The sequence below is a fragment of the Mucilaginibacter pedocola genome, assembly GCF_002013915.1.
In the GTDB taxonomy this organism is placed as follows: Bacteria; Bacteroidota; Bacteroidia; order Sphingobacteriales; family Sphingobacteriaceae; genus Mucilaginibacter; species Mucilaginibacter pedocola.
Map to the genome: position 1 here is coordinate 407,582 of NZ_MBTF01000023.1, position 19,402 is coordinate 426,983.

The window sequence follows — 19,402 nt, forward strand, 5'->3', positions numbered from 1 at the left end:
AACCGGTTTCTTCAAGCCAAATCAAATTGCATAAGGTTCGTTTAATTTTCCAGCTCTTTAGCATCCTTTAAAAACTCTTCTTTTTGTTCAGCTGTAAAAATAGAAGATGCTGCAACATTAGCTTTGAACTGTTTGATCGTTTCAGTTATAGGTTGATGCAATGCCTTTTGACATTCCGCAATTTTTAAATATGCCTGGATAAAATTGGGGTACTGTTCAACTAATTGGCGCCAGGCTAATATGGCGTTAGCATAGTCCTTATTGTTGTAAAAAGCGTAGCCCTTTCCGTTCAATTTACCTAATGAAAACGGCAGTTGCGTACCGTAGTTATCTGCTAATTTTTGTTTTATGTGGGTTATGGTACTCACATCCTTATTATTCTCACTAAAATACTCTTGCTGGCACTTAGACCAATAGGCAAATACTTCGTACAGTGCCCTTGTTATGGCAAGCCCGGGCATGGTCATATGATCAGCCTCCGGGAACCACCAACCATCTGCGTTGAAATTATTTATTTTAAGGCCGGGCTCTTTTAATGTAGCGGTTAGTGTTTTGTAATCCAGCGGATAATCATTTCCCATTGCGTACCGGTAATAGAGCGTGTGTTTAAGCTTGTTACTCTTTAGGCTCTTTCTTAAAACATCCGAAAGATCGAAGTTGTCCTGTTTTAAGAAAGGGCTGATAGATATCACGGCGTTCAGCTCATTTATATGCCTGGCCATTAAGTAGGTGGTTAAAAAGCCGTAACGAGAATGGCCTACCAGCATTGTAAAGTCACTGGCTTTGTATTTATCGCGCAGCATCGGAATGAGTTCCTTAAAAATGTAGTCTTCGTTTTTTTCTGCAATGCCCGTGGAATCACTAACAGGTAATTGCGTTTCCCGGTAACGATTGCCACCGCTACCCGCCTCCACGCCAACAACTACGGCAGATGGCATTTGTTCATTGGCCGTCAGAAAATCAATTGATTTTAGAATATATTGATACTGCCTTTTATTCTGCGTATCAAACACAATGATCAGAGGGAATTTGTTAGGTAGGTTACTTTGGTATTCTATCGGAACAGTAATTTGTATATGTTTTTTAAAGCCAAGGTTTTGTGAGAGGTAGGTGGTGTCCTTTAGTGTTCGATACCTTTCCAGGGCTTGCCCATTGGTGTTAATTGTAATAAAAAGGCAAAATATTGCCAATAAAGCAATTTTAAAATGAGTAGAGATAAGCATGAGTAGATGTTATAAATTACTGTACAAAGATTCTAATTTATAGGCAATGTTACAGTTTCGCAATAATTTTATAAAAAGCTTGGGGTAACCCTTTGTGCAGGCTATTATAAACTCAGCTTTGATAACTTGAGTTGAAACAAAGTGGCGCGGGTGGTATAAAACATTAGAAGCTGATTAGCCGGCTGGTTTTTGATGCCGAACTGAATTATCAATAGCGTCGTGCGTCCGCTACTCCTTCGGCCCCGCCTTTATCTTTTTGCGGTACTCATTCGGCGATGTCCCCATCAGCTTGGTGAACATGCGGGTAAAATAATACTGGTCGTCTATCCCCAGGCTCGAGGCGATGTTTTTTATGGACATGGTGGTGAACGAGATATACTGGCAAGCCTTCTGCACCTTCAGCTGGTTGAAATATTCGATAGGCGAATACCCAGTTTTTGCCCGGAAGATGGCCGAGTAATGCGAAGTAGAAAGCCGGGCGTAGCTGCTCAGGTCATCCAGCCGTATCATGGTGTTCAGGTGCTCCTGCATATAGCGGATGGTTTTTTCTACCGTGTCGTCGTCGTTGGGCTGGTCCTCGGCGTGGTTAAATTTATCCTCATATATCAACGACGATAGAAAGTGCGAGAATATCATGTTTACATAGCGTAAAGCATCGCTGCTGTACCCTTTTTCGAGGTTAAAGCATATATCCTCGAATAGCTTGATGCGGTTTTCGTTATAGGAGAGGTATGGTTTATAGTTTTCCGAATTTTTCAGGATAAGCTCCAATATGAATGAGGCTATTTCGCCTTTAAAGTGTATCCAGTATATAGTCCATGGTTTATCCATGTTGGCGGCATAGCGATGCGGCGTATTGGCGGGTATGGCTATAAACTGCGAGGGCGATACCTCCACCTTCTTTTTGTTTATCTCCAGCCAGCCGTAACCATCGGTACAATAAATAATAATGTGCTGGTTAATGCCGTGGGGGCGCTCGGCATAGTGGTGCATGGCCTTGGGGTAATAACCAATATCGGTAATATATATTTGTTTAGTAACTAAGTCCTTACTCAAAAAGTTGGTGATTATCTTTTTGGGCAATACAATAAGTTTTTGCCCTTCAAAGCCGTCTCTGCGCCGTATAACAGTGCTTTTTGCCATGTTTGTAAAAGGTTGTAAGGAAGAAATTGCGCGGGCTGATTGGTAAAACCCCGCCATGCAAACATTGCGAAAAAATATCAATAATTTATTGGCCGGCGTAAAAAAATAAAAAACTACTCACCGTAAAAAAGTCCATCAAATCCATAACATTACCTATTTTTTTATCGGTGCCGATGCGTGAGATTTGCTTTATAACCAATTAGTACTTCCGCTCTGCCATATCGTTTAATTGACCGCCATGCAAGTGGCGGTAACGAGATACTCGTGTAAAAATGGGTCCGAATGTTGGCGGATGAAACTAAGCGGTTCGCAAATTATTAAAAGCCGAATGCCGTATTACCCTACATCCCTAATTAATTTAAAGTCGAGACGTTCCCTGCTCTGTGGCGTTGTTACCCTGTCTGTTTTGTTTTGCAGTACACTGAAGGCGCAAGAGGTACAAAAAAATGCGGATAACACCGCCATTAGCATACCGCAACTCAGCATCAGTGCCGATAAAAGCAGTGGTGCTATCAACTACACTTTCAGCAACGGCACACGCATCAATAATGCAGTGGCTTATGTAGAAGATATCAATTCGGGATATCTCTCTACAGCAAATTTGGCCAACCACCAATGCATCGTTGAGCAGGTGAACGACAAAATAGGCAAGGGGCTTTGCCTCACCGTAAAACACAGCGATTCTAAACGCAACATCAGCATTACCCAGCAATTTAAACTTTACAACGGCAAGCAATATGCGTTGGTGAACGTAAGCGCCACTTCCGCAGGTAAGCCGATCGAAACCCGTAACATCAGTGCTTTAGCGCTATCGCCTGCTGGGAAAGGCAAATTATTTATCCCCGGCACCGAGCCGCGCATACTGGATGTACCCTTTGATAACGACGACTGGACGCCCACCCTGCAACGCCATTGGTCAAAGGCAGGAGAGGATAAAACCAAAGGCATCAGCTACGAGTTTTTGGCCGTTTACGACCAGCTGAAAAACTCGGGCCTTATTATCGGCAGTATCAACCACGATTTTTGGAAGACGGGTTTAAGCTATCAGACCGCCGCAGAGGCGGGCTATGTAGATTCGCTGAATGTATTTGGCGGCGTAGCTACGGCTGATAACCCGGCGCTTAAATCGGCCTATGGCGGTTTAGATGGTACGCACGACCATACGCTTCATGGTACCATGTTAGGGCAAACAGTTAATTCGGCTACTATTTACCTCTGCGCATCAGATAACCTGCACGAAGCTTTTAAAGATTATGGCCGGGTAAACTCTATCATCAACGGCGCACGCACCTGGCAGGCACCCGCCCCCGTGTACTGGAATAGCTTCGGAGTAGAAGGTGTATTAGGTTATGAGAAAGTAATGATGCCGCCTGCTGTATATCAAATATCCGATTTTATCAAATCGATGCCCAACTTTAGCGCTTACGCTAAACCTGTGCTGAGTGTTGATTCATATGATCAAGGTTTATATACCACCGAGGTGCTGAAAGCGATAGGTGAATACGGCGCCAAAAACGGCCAGCAAATAGGCTTTTATTTTAGTCCCTTTGCCATGTGGAGTTGGAAGAACAATACCAAAAACGCAAAGATACCGGGCACCAACCAACCTTTGGAAAGTGCGCTGTTGCACGGTAAAGATGGCAAGCCTATTTTGTACAAAGACGGCGATTGGGGTGCCTACGCTTTAGACCCTACCCACCCGGGTGTGCGTTTGTCTATTATCCAGCAGCTAAAAAAGGCAAAGGCTATCAACGCAAAATTCCTGAAAATAGACTTCCTGACAGCCGGCGCATTGGAATCTACCACGCGCTATAATGCCAAAGTACGCACCGGTATGCAGGCTTACAATTACGGTATGCAGATGCTGAGGCAGCTCTGCGACTCTATTATGGGGAAAGGCATTTTCATCACCCAAGCCATATCGCCGCTATTCCCGCATCAATACGCGCACACGCGTTTTGTATCAACCGATGTATACTCGCACCTGCGCGACGACCAAAAAGGTTTCCCCGGATGGGGCAGTACCGAATCGTCATTAGCTGCCGGTTCGCATTTGGGTTGGATGCAGGGCACGCTGTTCCCCTACACCAATTTGGATGTGGCGATAATGAAGAACTTTCAGCGCAACCCCGACCTGAACGAGCAGGAAATAAAGGTGCGCCTTTATGCCATGATGGTGATGGGCAGCATTTTGGGCGATGGCTCCGACTACCGCAACCCCATTGCCGCTTTCCGCGCGCAGGAGTTTTTGAATAATAAAAACATCGCCAAATACTTCAGCAACCCTAAAGCATTTATCCCCATCAAAATGGCCGACGGCGAAAGCTTCGACCAGCAAATGGCTTTTTACCTGCCGGGAGATAATACACTGGCCGCGGCCTTCAACTTCGATTTGAAAAACGAATACAAGCAGGTCTTCAGCCGTAGCGTCCTGAAGCTTCCCGCCGGAAAAGGCTACCAACTGCTGGACTTTATGAGCGATAGACCGCTTGGCGAGTTAAAAGCAGATGCAGCAGAGTTTACCATAGTTACCAACCCCGGCGATGCTGTACTGGTGAAATTAGTGCCCCTGAAATAATGGACGAAATAAATAGTAATATTATGCCACCAGTTAAATTTTTACAACCTACAACATGAGCAATCAAAAAAGCTTCAACAGCGGCTACATTATTGGCATATCTTTTATTTCGGCATTGGGCGGGTACCTTTTCGGGTTCGATTTTGCTGTGATATCCGGCGCATTGCCTTTCCTGCGCACGCAGTTCGCCCTCACGCCAGCCTGGGAAGGTTTCCTTACCGGTTCGCTGGCTTTAGGCTGTATAGTAGGCTGTTTGTTTGCCGGTAACATTGCCGATAAATATGGCCGTAAACCCGGGCTGGTTATTGCTGCGTTGATTTTTGCGGTATCGTCTATAGGCATCGCTTTATCACAATCGCTAACTTATTTTTTGGTATTACGCTTTGCCGCAGGTATTGGTGTAGGTATGGCATCTATGCTTTGCCCCATGTACATCGCCGAAATTTCGCCTGCCGAAGTGCGCGGCCGAAATGTGGCCATAAACCAGCTTACTGTGGTAATAGGCATACTGGTAACCAATTTGGTGAATTACTTTTTAGCTGATAAAAACCTGGATGCCGTACACTGGATGCGTAATATCGGGTTGTCACAGTCGGCGTACGAGCATTTGCGGAATATAGATGCCTGGCGCTGGATGTTCGGGCTGGGTGCAGTACCCTCAACCATTTTTTTAATAGGCGTTACCTGGCTACCCGAAAGCCCGCGCTGGCTGCTAAAAGCCGGACAGGCAGATAAAGCAAAACTCATCCTGAATAAATTAGGCTCGCCCGATTTTGCTGAAAGCACCTTCAGGGCGGTCGAAAAATCACTCACGGGTTCTGCCAAACAGTCGTACGCTATGGTGTTCGAGAAGGCTGTTCGCCCTGCCGTTGTGGTCGGTATTGCCCTGGCGGTTTTCCAGCAGTTTTGCGGCATTAACGTGGTGTTCAATTATACCTCTACCATCTTCGAATCGGTAGGTGCCAACCTCGACAGGCAATTGTTCGAGACCGTAGCTATCGGTATAGTAAACTTGGTATTTACCCTGCTGGCTATGTGGCAGGTTGATAAACTGGGCCGCCGCCCGCTAATGCTTTGGGGCGCTTTAGGGCTATCCATATTGTATATTTTGCTGGCCTTGTTCCTCCAAAATAAATTCCCCGCCGGCTTGGTATCTGTGGTGGTGTTGTTGGCCATCAGCACCTACGCCATTTCGCTTGCCCCGGTTACCTGGGTGCTTATTTCGGAGATATTCCCCAATAAAATACGCGGCGTGGCCTCCTCTGTGGCTATTGTATCGCTTTGGTTAGCCTATTTTATACTGGTGTTTACCTTCCCCTTACTGGCAGACAGCCTGGGCACTTATGGCCCCTTTTACCTGTACGCGGGTATCTGCTTCGCGGGATTCCTGTTTGTGAAGGCAAAGGTGAAAGAAACCAAAGGTCAAACGCTGGAGGAGCTGGAAGACAATTTAATACGACATTAAAAATATTTACATCATAACATGCAAAATTCATCTGTTTCCGTTTGGGAAGAGCAAGTAATTATCCCTACCTACGGCGTGGGCAAGCCCGATAAAAACCCTATGTTTTTTGAAAAAAGGGTTTACCAGGGCAGCAGCGGCGTGGTTTACCCCAATCCGGTTATCGAAAAAATAGCTGACGAAAAGGAAGATAAGGCCTACACGGGTTTATTTTTAGAGAACAAGTATATCAAAGTGATGATATTGCCGCAATTGGGCGGCCGTATACAAACCGCGTATGATAAAATTAAGCAGCGTCATTTTATATACCACAACCAGGTAATTAAACCCGCGTTGGTGGGCTTAACCGGGCCCTGGATATCGGGCGGAATAGAGTTTAACTGGCCCCAGCACCATCGCCCCAGCACCTTTGAGCCGGTTGATTATAAATTGGAAGAGCATGCTGATGGCAGCAAAACCGTTTGGGTGAACGAGTTGGAGCGTATGTTCCATACCAAATGCCTGGCGGGTTTTACCCTGCACCCCGATACGGCTTACATCGAAATTAAAGCCAAACTGCTTAACCGCTCGCCGTTGCCGCAAACTTTTTTGTGGTGGGCAAACCCGGCCGTTAAGGTGAACGATCATTACCAATCGGTATTCCCGCCGGATGTGAATGCTGTTTTTGACCATGGCAAGCGCGATGTGTCTGATTTCCCAATAGCGACAGGTACTTATTATAAAGTAGATTACTCGCCGGGTACCGATATTTCGATGTATAAAAACATCCCGGTGCCCACATCGTACATGGCCATTAATTCCGACTATGATTTTGTGGGTGGCTACGAGCACGATAGCGAGGCGGGGCTGCTGCATGTAGCCAACCACCACGTATCGCCGGGCAAAAAACAATGGACCTGGGGGCACAGCGATTTCGGCCAGGCCTGGGACAGGAACCTGACCGATGAGGATGGTCCGTATATCGAATTAATGACCGGCGTGTTCACCGATAACCAGCCCGATTTTAGCTGGCTGATGCCGAACGAAGAGAAAACCTTCACCCAATATTTTCTGCCTTATCGCGAGTTAGGGATGGTGAAAAATGCCTCGAAAGATATTTTATTAGCATTGAGCAAGGCAGATGATAGAGTAACGCTGAAGGTGCAGGTGACCTCTTTACAAGAAAACCTGCATATTAGCCTTAGCTACAAAGGAGAGGAACTTTTATCCCTTACCGAAACCCTCAGCCCCGAGGCTGTTTTGGTAAAGGAAATTGCTGTTGATGCCGGTTTGAACGAGCAGGAGCTATTGCTCATAATCACCCAAAACAACCTCGAAGTACTGCGCTACGAACCTGCCAAAAACAAGCAGAACGAAATGCCGGTACCCGCCAAACCCGCTTTAGACCCTGCGGATGTAGAAAGCGTAGAGCAACTGTTTTTAACCGCGCAGCATTTGGAGCAATACCGCCATGCTACTTTTTCGCCGGTGCCATATTACGAGGAAGCCCTGCGCCGCGAACCGGGCGATATCCGCAATAACAATGCATTGGGCAAATGGTATTTCCGCAAAGGGCAGTTCGCCAAAGCGGAGCCGTTTTTAAGGAGGGCGGTTGAAACCAGCATTCAGCGCAACCCCAACCCCTACGACAGCGAACCCTACTATAACCTGGGCCTTTGCCTAAAATACCAGGGCAAAACCGACGAGGCCTACACCGTTTTCTATAAAGCCACCTGGAGCAATGCCTGGAAAGATACCGGCTTTTTTGAGGTAGCTAAAATAGACACAGCTCGCGACCACTTTGCATTAGCGCTGGAACATATTAACCAATCGTTGGATAGGAACGCCAATAACAGTAAAGCTTACGTGGTAAAAATGGCAGCGTTGCGTATCCTTGGGCAATTGGACAAGGCATTTGCCGTAGCTGACGCTGCTTTAGAGCGCGATGGCTTTAACCTTGGCGTATTTTTCGAAAAAGCGGCATTGTATAAATTACAACGTAACGAAGCGAAAGCCAATGAAAACATCGCGGAACTGGTTACCCTTAGCCGCGGCGACGACCATAACTTTTTAGAGTACGCGCTGGATTATGCTTCGGCAGGTTTATATACCGAGGCGGGCGAATTATTGCAATTGGCCTTGAAAGAGAATGGTAACAGCCCGATGGTTTATTACGCTTTGGGTTACATTGCTCATGAAAATGGTCGGGCAGTGGATGCAAAAGCATGGTTAGACAAAGCCGCCGCGGCTGATTCATACTTGTGTTTCCCTAACCGTTTAGATGAGGTGAACATATTGCAACTGGCCATAGTGCTAAACCCTGCTGATGCGCGCGCGCCTTATTACCTGGGTAACCTTTTTTACGATAAGCGCCAGTATGCCGATGCTGTTGCCTGTTGGGAAAAGTCCGCTCAACTGGATGGTCAATTCCCGACGGTATTCCGTAACCTGGCCATTGCTTACTTCAATAAACAAAACGATGCCGAAAAAGCATTGAAGTATTTTGAAAAGGCCTTTGCGCTGGATGCATCAGATGCACGTGTGCTGATGGAACTCGACCAATTGTACAAACGCCTTAATTATCCGGCAGCCGTTCGCCTGAAGTTTTTAGAAGATAACCTATCCGTAGCCGAGCAACGCGACGATGTTTATTTGGAACGCGTAACCCTTTACAATCTGTTGGGTCAACATGAAAAAGCGCTCGAACTGTTGATGCAGCGCCAGTTTCACCCATGGGAGGGCGGCGAAGGTAAGGCATCGGGCCAGTATGTATACAGTTTGATAAAGATTGCGAGGCAACAAATAGAAGATGGTGAATTTGAAAAAGCCATCGATTCGCTCAACAACGCTAAAAGCTATCCGCATAACCTGGGCGAGGGCAAACTATACGGCACGCAGGAAAACGATATCGACTACTGGCTGGGCTGCGCTTACGAAGGTTTGGAGCAAGCCGATGAAGCAAAGGCATACTTTGGGCAGTCGACCGTTGGTTTGGACGAGCCCTCTGCCGCCGTGTTTTATAACGACCAGCAACCCGATAAAATATTTTACCAGGGCCTAAGCTGGGCCAAACTTGGCGATAAGGAACGCGCCGACAGCATCTTTAACAAACTGCTGGCCTACGGTAAAGCGCATGCCCATGATGAAGTGAAGATAGATTACTTCGCTGTATCGCTGCCCAACCTGCTCATTTTTGATGACGACCTTAACCTGCGCAACACCTGCCACACCTGTTTCCTGCAAGGGCTGGGGCTGCTTGGCCTTGGCGATTTGGGGGGCGCAGCAGAAATGTTCAACAAAGTATTATTGCTTGATGCTGCACATGCCGGCGCTAAGCTGCATTTAGAAATGGCAAAAAAGCAAAGCAACGTTGCCAGTTATTAACCCGAAGCTTCAATAATAAATATCAAAACTACCCGGCCGCAAAGCTCCTAAACTTTGTGCGCTCGGGGTGTTTTGTGCCGGTTTTACTCCAATAGTTAAAATATGAAACGTTTTTACGCTTATAAAAAAGTCGCCCTTATGCTTAGTGCTGCATGTATTTTCAGCTTGGGCGGGGCAGCCAACGCACAAGTAATTACCATCCCGGTAGAAACAGCGCACCATGTAGTTGTATTGCAGGTTGATGGGGAGAAGAACCTGAAAACCGTTTACTTTGGCAAAAAGCTGGCAGATACAAAGGAGTATGGCGAGGTAGCGGCATTGCAAAAGATAGGCACCGATTACAGCGGCCAACTTAATTCGGCTTATACCACTGCCGGCTCCCGCAACCTGGCCGAGCCTGCAATTGCGGTAACCCATGCCGATGGCAATATGGGTTTGCATTTGGAGTACGTAAGCCATAAGGTTACCAAAGAAAGCGCTGATGTTTCGCTCACTACCGTGATATTGAAGGACCCGGTTTACAATTTAGAAGTTGCGCTGCACTACAAAACCTATTTTAACCAGGATGTAGTGGAGCAATGGAGCACTATTAAAAACTTCGAGAAGGGTAGCATTATCCTGCAAAAGTTTGCCTCGGCCAACTTATACCTGCAAGCCAAAAGCTTTTGGCTGCGCCAGTACCATGGCGATTGGGCCAAAGAGATGCAGCCCGAAGAGCAGCAGCTTACCCACGGCATAAAAGTATTGGATAGCAAGCTGGGTACCCGCGCCAATTTGTTCCAGCCATCGTGCTTTATGGTTTCGCTGGACAAGCCAGCCACGGAGGATGAAGGTACTGTGATGTACGGCTCGCTGGAATGGAGTGGCAATTTCCGTGTAGATCTGGAGGTTGACCCGCAGGATAACTTGCGAATAATTGCCGGTATCAATAACTACGCCTCGCCATATGTGCTTAAAGCCGGCGACGAATTGAATACCCCGCCATTTTTGTACACCATTTCGGATAAAGGCAAGGGCGATGCAAGCCGCAAATTACAGCGCTGGGCACGTGAATATAAACTGGCCGATGGCAAAGGCACGCGCCTTACCCTTCTGAACAACTGGGAGGCTACCGGTTTCGATTTTAATGAAAGCAAGCTGAAAGGGCTTTTAAAAGATACCAAGGCGCTGGGCGTAGATATGTTTTTGCTGGACGATGGCTGGTTCGCTAATAAATTCCCCCGCGATGATGACCATGCCGGCTTGGGCGACTGGCAGGAAAATAGGAAGAAACTCCCTAACGGTTTAGGCTCTTTAGTAAAGGAGTCCACTAATACCGGCGTAAAATTCGGCATTTGGATAGAGCCTGAAATGGTGAACCCCAAAAGCGGGCTTTACAGTAAACATCCTGATTGGGTAGTAAAACAAGCCGGTCGCCCCGAATATTATTTCCGTAACCAATTGGTGCTCGATCTGGCGAACCCAAAGGTGCAGGATTTTGTGTTCGGCGTGGTGGATTCGCTGTTCATCAAAAGCCCCGACCTGGCTTACATCAAGTGGGATTGCAACGCAGTCATCTACAATGCTTACTCGGCATACCTCAAAAAGAGCCAGTCGCAATTTTATGTGGATTATGTGCGGGGATTGTACCAAGTATTAAAACGCATCCGCGATAAATACCCAACCGTACCCATGATGCTTTGCAGTGGCGGTGGTGGCCGGGTGGATTATGGCGCGCTACAAGCTTTCACCGAATTTTGGCCCAGCGACAATACCGACCCGCTCGAACGCATTTTTATGCAATGGGAGTACTCGTATTTCTATCCTGCTATGGCAACCGCCAACCACGTTACCGATTGGGGTAAGCAGCCGCTGAAATTCAGGGTAGATGTGGCCATGATGGGGCGCTTAGGCTTCGATATCGTGATCAGCAAACTATCGGCGAACGACCTAACTTTTGCCAAAGATGCCGTGAAAGCCTACGACAGGCTAAAACCTATAATTTTCCAGGGCGATCAATACCGCCTGTCGGATCCGGTTACCGAAAGCGTTGCCGCGGTTATGTATGTAGATACCACCAAAACCTCGGGCGTGATATTCAACTACCTCGTAAATAACCGCTACGGGCAGGGCAACCGCTTACCTATAAAGCTGAAAGGCTTAGATGCCGCAAAACGGTACAGCCTGAAGGAAGTGAACCTTTATCCCGGTACTTCATCATCCATCGATGGCTCGAAAGCCTATTCGGGCGATTTCCTGATGACGGCAGGTTTCGACCCGGGCATTAATACAGGTAAAACCAGCGCAGTTATACAGGTAACGGAGGTGAAATAAATAACTAAACACGATACACCTAACGGTACGTCGATTTGCGTGTATTGACACCCCAGCGGGGTATCGTGTTTATAGAAAACAACAAAACATACAGAAGGCTCCATAGGAGCCGCCTAAAAAACAGGACTGTCCACACCATTTGCCAACCTAAATATTAAAACCTAAATTGGACTTTATAACAAACACTTCCATGATAAAAAGCCCCGCCGCCATCACGTTCCAAAAATGGGGCGAAGTTGCCGGCAGCCCGGTTTTCCTGTTTCGGCTAAGCAATAGCACGGGTGCTTATGCTGAGCTGACCAACTATGGCGCTACGCTGGTTTCGGCCGTGGTGCCTGATAAGGATGGCCATTTACAGAACGTGGTTTTGGGTTATAATTCTTTGGAGGCATACCTGAATGATGCCTGTTATTTAGGCTCAACCGTAGGCCGTTTTGCCAACCGCATTGGCGGCGCCAAGTTTAGCCTGGACGGCGAAACCTACCATTTACAGGCTAATGATAGCCTTAACACCAATCATGGCGGCTTCAATGCCTTCAACACCCGCGTATTTAGTTTCGAAGTTGGTGAAGACAGTGTTTCGTTTACCCTGCAAAGCCCCGATGGCGATGGCGGTTTTCCGGGCAACCTTACCTTAACGGTGGCTTATAGTTTTACCGAAGCGAACGAACTTATTATCGACTTTAAAGCAATAACCGATAAGCCAACCATTGCTAATTTTACCAACCATGCCTATTTCAACCTGTCGGGAAAAGCGGATGGTATTTTTGAGCACAAGCTTAAAGTTTATGCCGATACTTTGCTTGATGTGGATAACGCTTACATCCCCAGCGGGCTATTGAAACCTGTAGGCAAACGCAGTTTGAATGGCGATACGCTGCGCAGCAAAATACTAAACAGGGGAGGTGAGCAGGAGGGATTGAACTATTGCTATGTGTTGAATAACAAAACCCGGGATTTAAAACTTGCTGCTGAATTATCGGAAAATTTATCGGCCAGGAGCCTGCAAATACAAACCACCTACCCAGCGGCCATGGTGTACACGGGCGATCACCTCCACAGCCTTACCGACGGCAACTTTGCACAGCCTTACCAACCTTTTGACGGCGTGGCCATAGAATGCCAGTATTATCCCGATAGCCCTAACCATGCGCATTTTCCTTCAACTACGCTTCGCCCGGGCGAGGAATATAATCACACCATCGTTTATAAATTCGGCTTGATGGCCTAATCCACCTCATGTGTTTTTTGCTCGCTTATCTACATCATTTTTGCAGATAATTATGGCATTGGTAAGGCTTCGTTTCAAAAATTGAAATGTTCGTAATATTGTCTATCAGCCTGCGGGCCTGAAAGTAAACTTACACACCCGCTTTTAGGCGTATACTTTCACCTGCAACTCCGTCAACTCAACTCCCGATAAGCCGGGAACGGATCGCCAAATACAGCTTTGCTCTAAGAACTTTTGGTTAGGCTGAAACACCCCATTATTCAGAATTGCGGACACTTAAAATAATAAGTTGATAGCTAAATCATCAGCTGCTACCGTGAAATTGTAAGCTTTTTCCGATCGGTAATTTATGGTTTTCACTAACAATTTTTGCGTTGCCGTCCACGCCACTGAACATTGCCCGGGTGTATCCGTAGAAGGCAATTGTGGTAAATGTTTTTGGTCCGCAGCCATGAAACATGCCGGTGCAGAATAATGGATAATTTGCCGAAAGAAAATAGAAAATCAGAATATTGTCTATCTATTTTGAAAATTAATCCATTTTTTAAAAGCCCCCGGTGTTATACATTTACAAAACCAATTATTCACTAAACCAATTTATTATGTAAAAATTTCGACTCAACAACCTTGAGGGGAAAGGCCCGGCGTACGCACAACCAATGGATTTATAACCCATGCGGGCGGGCCTCACAAAGCTGAAATTTATATCGTTTACACAACGTGGTTTTGCCGCGTAAGGGCTTTTTATTGCCCGATGTGATGTTTACAAAGCATGTCCCCGCAAACCTTGTGCGCGAAGCAAAAGACCGATTTAAACCCAATTGATTAAAAAAGAATTTATGAGCAAAATTTTATGAACCTATCTTATACAATAAGTAAAATACCATCAACAGGGCATAAAAGGCCGGCAACAGCGTACATACGGCGTTGTTTAATGCTTTTGGCGCTTACACTGTTTTGCGGTGCCGCCTTTGCCCAAACGGCAAAAATTACCGTAACCGGTAAGGTAACCGATACTACCGGCGTTAGCCTGCCCGGTGTTACTGTAGGCGTTGTAAATAATAGCAAAGTAGGCACGCTTACCGATGCCAACGGCCGCTTTATTTTGGATGTGGAAGACGGCGCCAGCCTGCGGATCTCTTTCGTGGGTTTTAAACCGCAAACCTTTGTGGTATCGCCTACCAACAAAACTTTTAACGTGAGCCTGTCTGAAACCAAGGGGCAGATAGATGAGGTAGTAGTAACCGCCTTTGGTAAAAAGGAGCGCAAGGAAGCCATAGTTGGTTCGGTAACCAGCATAAAACCCAGCGAACTGAAGATACCCGCCAGTAACTTAACTGCTGCATTGGCGGGGCAGGCGGCAGGTATAGTAGCCTATCAGCGCAGCGGCCAGCCCGGGCAGGATAACGCTTCGTTTTTTGTGCGTGGCGTAACCACCTTCGGCTACAAGCAAGATCCGCTTATTTTGATAGATAACGTAGAGCTAACCACATCAGACCTGGCGCGCCTGCAGGTTGATGATATTGCCAGCTTTACCATATTAAAAGATGCCAGTGCAACTGCATTATACGGCGCACGTGGTGCAAACGGTGTAATATTGGTAAGCACCAAAGAGGGTAAAGAAGGCCCGGCTAAGATCAACTTCCGTTCGGAGTACTCCTCATCGCAGGCTACACAAACACCTGAGATAGTTGGCCCCATCGAGTACATGAATTTGTATAACGAGGCCTCGCTCACCCGCGACCCTACACTGCCCTTACCTTTCCCCCAAAGCAAAATTGTAAATACGCAGAATACTATTAACGGTGGCCCGGGCGCTAACCCTTATGTTTACCCTGCGGTAGATTGGCTGGGCATGCTCTTTAAAAAACGTGCAACAACGCAGCGCAATAACCTTAGCGTAAGCGGCGGTACCGGTTTAGCGCGCTACTACATTACCGGTACTTATAACCAGGATAACGGCGTGCTGAAAACTGATGTGCGTAACAATAACGATAACAACGTAAAGTTTAAAAACTACCAGCTACGCTCTAACGTAAACCTTAGCCTAACCAAAACTACCGAGGTTATTGTAAGGCTATCGGGCACGTTTAACGAGTATAGTGGCCCTATCACCACCGATGGTTCTTTTGCTTCCGACTTGTATAACATAGCCATCCACACCAGCCCTGTGCTGTTCCCGGCTTATTACCCTGCCGATGCGGCAAACGCCAATGCCCAGCACATCCTGTTTGGTAATATAGGCCAGGCAGATGGTACCAGCAGCAACAGCATATTATATAACAACCCATACGCAGCACTTTTACGCGGGCACAAAAACTTTTCCGAATCGCGTATGTCGGCACAATTGGAGCTGAACCAAAATTTGAATTTTGTTACCGATGGTTTAAAGTTCCGCACGTTGTTCAACACCAACAGGCACTCGTATTTCGATTCGCAATTGGCGTACAGCCCTTTCTATTACAACATTGGCTCGTATGACAAGGTTACCGACCAATACACCCTTACCTGGCTTAACCCCCAGCCAACAGGTTACAATGTAGCGCAGGAGTACCTTTCATACTCCAAGAACGAGCCTAATGCTGATACCTTTTTGTATCTGCAAAGTGCAATGGATTATAATAAGGCATTTGGTAACCATAACATCAGCGCTACCTTAATTGGTACTGTGCAGCAAACGGTTTATTCGAGCCAAAAAGACCCTAAAACCAATACTACCACATTGCAGTACTCGCTGCCGTTCCGTAACCTTGGTTTGGCCGGCCGCTTAACTTACAGCTACAAAAGCAAGTACTTTTTAGAAGGTAACTTTGGTTATAATGGTTCCGAGCGTTTTAATGCTGCGCACCGCTATGGTTTCTTCCCAACTATTGGTGCATCGTGGGTAGTATCAAACGAGAGCTTCTGGAACCCCGATATCATTCAGCGTTTAAAGATCCGAGCCAGCCACGGTTTGGTGGGTAACGATGCTATTGGCCAGCAAAGGTTCTTCTACCTATCGGATGTGAACTTTATTAACGGCCCTAACTATGCACAGTTTGGTTTCAATAACTCTTATGAGCGTAAAGGTGTCTTCATTAACAGTTACGAGAATAACAACATCACCTGGGAAACATCGAGGCAAACCAACTTAGCGGTTGAGTTTACCGTGCTGAAGAACTTGAACGTAATTGCCGAGGTATACAAAAACCACCGTTACGATATCCTTCGCCAGCGTTTGGTGCCTTCAAGCGAGGGTTTCGAATCGGCCATCAGTTCTAACCTGGGTGTGGTTGATTCTAAAGGTTTGGATATGTCTGCCGATTATAAACAAAGTTTCAGCAATGGTTTATGGGCATCTTTCAGGGGTAACTTTACTTACTCTACCAACAAGTACACTTATATAGAGGAGCCTAATTACAAAGAACAATGGAGGCACTTTATTGGCCAGCCCATAAGCCGCGGTTACGGTTATGTTGCCGAACGTTTGTTTGTTGACGACCAGGAGGCCCGCAACTCACCATCGCAAATATTCAGCGGTACAGGCATTCCCCCTAAAGGTGGCGACATCAAATACCGTGACCTGAACGGCGACGGCAAAATTGATAACCTCGACCTTACCTTTATGGGCTACCCGCAAACGCCCGAGATCGTTTATGGTTTCGGTTTCTCAACAGGCTACAAAGGGTTTGATCTTTCGGCCTTCTTCCAGGGGCAGGCAAGGGTATCTTTCTTTGTTGACCCTACACGCGTTAGCCCGTTCATCCCAAGCCCCGATGCTTACGTTTATGGTAATACGCAGGTATTGCGCGAGTTTGCCGATAGCCACTGGAGCGAAGAGAACCAGGACCTGTATGCCGCTTACCCAAGGCTGGGCGTAACAAGAGCAGGTATCGAAAACAACTTGCAACCCAGCACCTGGTGGCTGCGCGATGCCAGCTTTATCAGGCTAAAATCGTTGGAGATAGGTTACACACTGCCAAAAAACCTTACCAAATCGCTTAGGCTTACCAACCTGCGTATTTATTTCAATGGGTTGAATTTGGTTACCTGGAGCCCCTTCAAAATGTGGGACCCTGAGCAAGGCGGCAACGGTTTTGCCTACCCCATACAAAAAGTGTTTAACGTTGGCTTAAACGTGAATTTATAACCCTAAAACAGAGAAGACATGAGATCTTACTATAAATATATCCTGCTGGCGGTTTTTTGTATGACAGGCGTGTCGTGCAAAAAATACCTCGACGTTGCCCCCGATAATGTGGGTACGCTGGAGTATGCCTTCCGCAACCGTAACGAGGCAGAGAGTTACCTGTTTAGCTGCTACTCCACCATGCAGCAACTGAACAACGTAATTTACAACGCCGGCTTTGTTACCTCGGCCGAAGTAATTTACCCCAATAACCTTACCGCCAACTTTTTCGATCAAAGCGGCTTCAACCTCATCAGGGGTGTGCAAAGTACCGGTGCGCCGGTGTTGAACTACTGGGGCGGTGGTGTTGGTAACGTAAATATTTTCCAGGGTTTGCGCCGCTGCAACACCATGCTGGAGAATATTGATAAACCTATTGACCTTACCGAACCTGAAAAAAAACGCTGGATAGCCGAGGTGAAATTCCTGAAGGCCTTTTACCACTACTACCTCATCAGGATGTACGGGCCGGTTATCATCATCGATAAAAGCTTCCCGATAGACGCACCTACCGATTCGCTGAAACGCAAGCGCGCTTCAACCGACGAATCTTTTGCTTACGTGGTATCGCAATTAGATCAGGCAATTCCCGATCTGCCCGAGACTATCGAAAACCAAACCAAGGAGTTCGGACGTATCACCAAATTCATTGCTATGTCGGTTAAAGCGGAGGTTTTAGCTACTGCTGCCAGTCCGCTATTCAATGGCAACCCCGATTATGCCGGTATTACAGATAAAAGCGGTAAAGCCCTGTTTTCGGCAACTTACGATGCCACCAAATGGAAGGCTGCTGCCGATGCCGCAAAAGCCGCCATTACCGAATGCGAAGCGCGCGGGCTGCACCTGAATAACACCCCGCCAATTACCGGCGTAAGCACTGCATCAGATGAGATGAAAAAAGTACTTACCCTGCAAAGCGCGGTTACAGGCCGTTGGGAGCAAAACCCCGAGCTGATATGGGCACTTAATTACGGCTTTAACTACCAGGGCTTTGTTATACCCAAACTAACCAGTGCTGCTGTGGGCATGGCCAATACTTATCCATCTAACTGGGCGGTGCCTATATCAGAAACTGAACTGTTTTATACTAAGCAGGGCGTGCCTATTAACGAGGATAAAACCTTTGATTATAACGGCCGCTTTACACCAAAGGCCGGCGACGATGCCAATAAGCATTACATTAAACAAGGTTACGAAACCGCCCAGGGCAACTTCGATCGCGAGGCAAGGTTTTACGCCAGCTTCGGTTTCGACGGTGGTATTTGGTTCGGCAATGGCAAGGTTAACGAGTCTGATGCGCTTTATGTGCAAGCCAAAGGTATTTTTGCTACAGCCGGGCCTAAAAGCTTTAACTCTACCAATATCACAGGCATTTGGCCCAAAAAACTGGCTAACTACCTAACCGTGATGGATCAAACCTTTGATGTGAATAACTACCAGTTGCCTATTATCCGCCTTTCTGGCTTATATCTGCTATACGCCGAATGCCTTAACGAGGCCGAGGGCCCATCGGGTGAGGTATACCGCTATATCGACTTAGTGAGAACAAGGGCAGGGCTACCCGGCGTGCAGTCTGCCTGGGCAAGCTATTCTACCAATCCTAACAAGCCGGCAAGTAAAGATGGCTTGCGCCAGATCATTCACCAGGAGCGCCGTATAGAGCTTGCCTTTGAAGGCCAGATAGGTTGGGACCTGCGCCGCTGGAAAGAGCTGCAGGAAGTATTGAGCAAACCGTTACAGGGCTGGAATATAAACGAGGGTAACTCGGCCGCATACTATCGCCCCAATACGGTGCTGATACCTGTTTTTGGTGTAAAGGATTATTTGTTCCCGATATCTACACAGGATATCATCATCAACGAAAATCTTACGCAAAACCCGTATTGGTAGGATATATGAACGTGTTTGGCAATCACTAATT

Annotated in this window: 9 protein-coding genes; 7 read left to right on the forward strand and 2 right to left on the reverse strand. The window is 46.9% G+C overall.

The window, feature by feature from the left end; translation table 11 throughout:
- Positions 1-41 precede the first annotated feature (41 nt).
- Together BC343_RS19400 and BC343_RS19405 are read right to left on the reverse strand one after the other, a co-directional pair.
- The gene (locus BC343_RS19400; RefSeq protein ID WP_078349453.1) at positions 42-1,223 is read right to left on the reverse strand and encodes an alpha/beta hydrolase-fold protein; all 1,182 of its coding nucleotides are present in this window, start codon (positions 1,221-1,223) and stop codon (positions 42-44) included.
- A 228-nt stretch (positions 1,224-1,451) separates the two neighbouring features.
- Positions 1,452-2,366 carry an AraC family transcriptional regulator gene (locus BC343_RS19405; RefSeq protein WP_078349454.1) on the reverse strand — a complete coding sequence of 305 codons (915 nt, stop codon included), beginning with the start codon at positions 2,364-2,366 and terminating at the stop codon, positions 1,452-1,454.
- A gap of 406 nt (positions 2,367-2,772) precedes the next feature.
- Here BC343_RS19405 and BC343_RS19410 point away from each other — a divergent pair, with 406 nt between their 5' ends.
- From BC343_RS19410 to BC343_RS19440, 7 genes are all read left to right on the forward strand, one after another.
- Positions 2,773-4,944 (forward strand): alpha-amylase family protein, encoded by a 2,172-nt coding sequence (locus tag BC343_RS19410; protein WP_202909823.1) that lies wholly within the window; start codon positions 2,773-2,775, stop codon positions 4,942-4,944.
- Positions 4,945-4,999: 55 nt separating this feature from the next.
- The gene (locus tag BC343_RS19415) at positions 5,000-6,409 is read left to right on the forward strand and encodes a sugar porter family MFS transporter (RefSeq protein WP_078349455.1); all 1,410 of its coding nucleotides are present in this window, start codon (positions 5,000-5,002) and stop codon (positions 6,407-6,409) included.
- Between the two features lie 18 nt (positions 6,410-6,427).
- Positions 6,428-9,769, forward strand: a complete 3,342-nt coding sequence (locus tag BC343_RS19420; protein ID WP_078349456.1) for a tetratricopeptide repeat protein — start codon at positions 6,428-6,430, stop codon at positions 9,767-9,769.
- 102 nt (positions 9,770-9,871) lie between these two features.
- Positions 9,872-12,082, forward strand: a complete 2,211-nt coding sequence (locus tag BC343_RS19425) for an alpha-galactosidase (RefSeq protein WP_078349457.1) — start codon at positions 9,872-9,874, stop codon at positions 12,080-12,082.
- A gap of 190 nt (positions 12,083-12,272) precedes the next feature.
- Positions 12,273-13,313: an aldose epimerase family protein gene (locus tag BC343_RS19430; protein ID WP_078349458.1), complete on the forward strand. Its 1,041-nt coding sequence runs from the start codon at positions 12,273-12,275 to the stop codon at positions 13,311-13,313.
- A 934-nt stretch (positions 13,314-14,247) separates the two neighbouring features.
- On the forward strand, positions 14,248-17,442 hold the full coding sequence (locus BC343_RS19435; protein WP_078349635.1) for a SusC/RagA family TonB-linked outer membrane protein: 3,195 nt from the start codon (positions 14,248-14,250) through the stop codon (positions 17,440-17,442).
- 18 nt (positions 17,443-17,460) lie between these two features.
- The gene (locus BC343_RS19440) at positions 17,461-19,371 is read left to right on the forward strand and encodes a RagB/SusD family nutrient uptake outer membrane protein (RefSeq protein WP_078349459.1); all 1,911 of its coding nucleotides are present in this window, start codon (positions 17,461-17,463) and stop codon (positions 19,369-19,371) included.
- The last annotated feature ends 31 nt before the right edge of the window (positions 19,372-19,402 follow it).

What these genes read in the sequence shown, in the direction of transcription:
- BC343_RS19400 (WP_078349453.1), bottom strand. Translation starts at nt 1,223, where the DNA reads ATGCTTATCTCTACTCATTTTAAAATTGCTTTATTGGCAATATTTTGC.
- BC343_RS19405 (WP_078349454.1), bottom strand. Translation starts at nt 2,366, where the DNA reads ATGGCAAAAAGCACTGTTATACGGCGCAGAGACGGCTTTGAAGGGCAA.
- BC343_RS19415 (WP_078349455.1), top strand. Translation starts at nt 5,000, where the DNA reads ATGAGCAATCAAAAAAGCTTCAACAGCGGCTACATTATTGGCATATCT.
- BC343_RS19420 (WP_078349456.1), top strand. Translation starts at nt 6,428, where the DNA reads ATGCAAAATTCATCTGTTTCCGTTTGGGAAGAGCAAGTAATTATCCCT.
- BC343_RS19425 (WP_078349457.1), top strand. Translation starts at nt 9,872, where the DNA reads ATGAAACGTTTTTACGCTTATAAAAAAGTCGCCCTTATGCTTAGTGCT.
- BC343_RS19430 (WP_078349458.1), top strand. Translation starts at nt 12,273, where the DNA reads ATGATAAAAAGCCCCGCCGCCATCACGTTCCAAAAATGGGGCGAAGTT.
- BC343_RS19435 (WP_078349635.1), top strand. Translation starts at nt 14,248, where the DNA reads ATGCTTTTGGCGCTTACACTGTTTTGCGGTGCCGCCTTTGCCCAAACG.
- BC343_RS19440 (WP_078349459.1), top strand. Translation starts at nt 17,461, where the DNA reads ATGAGATCTTACTATAAATATATCCTGCTGGCGGTTTTTTGTATGACA.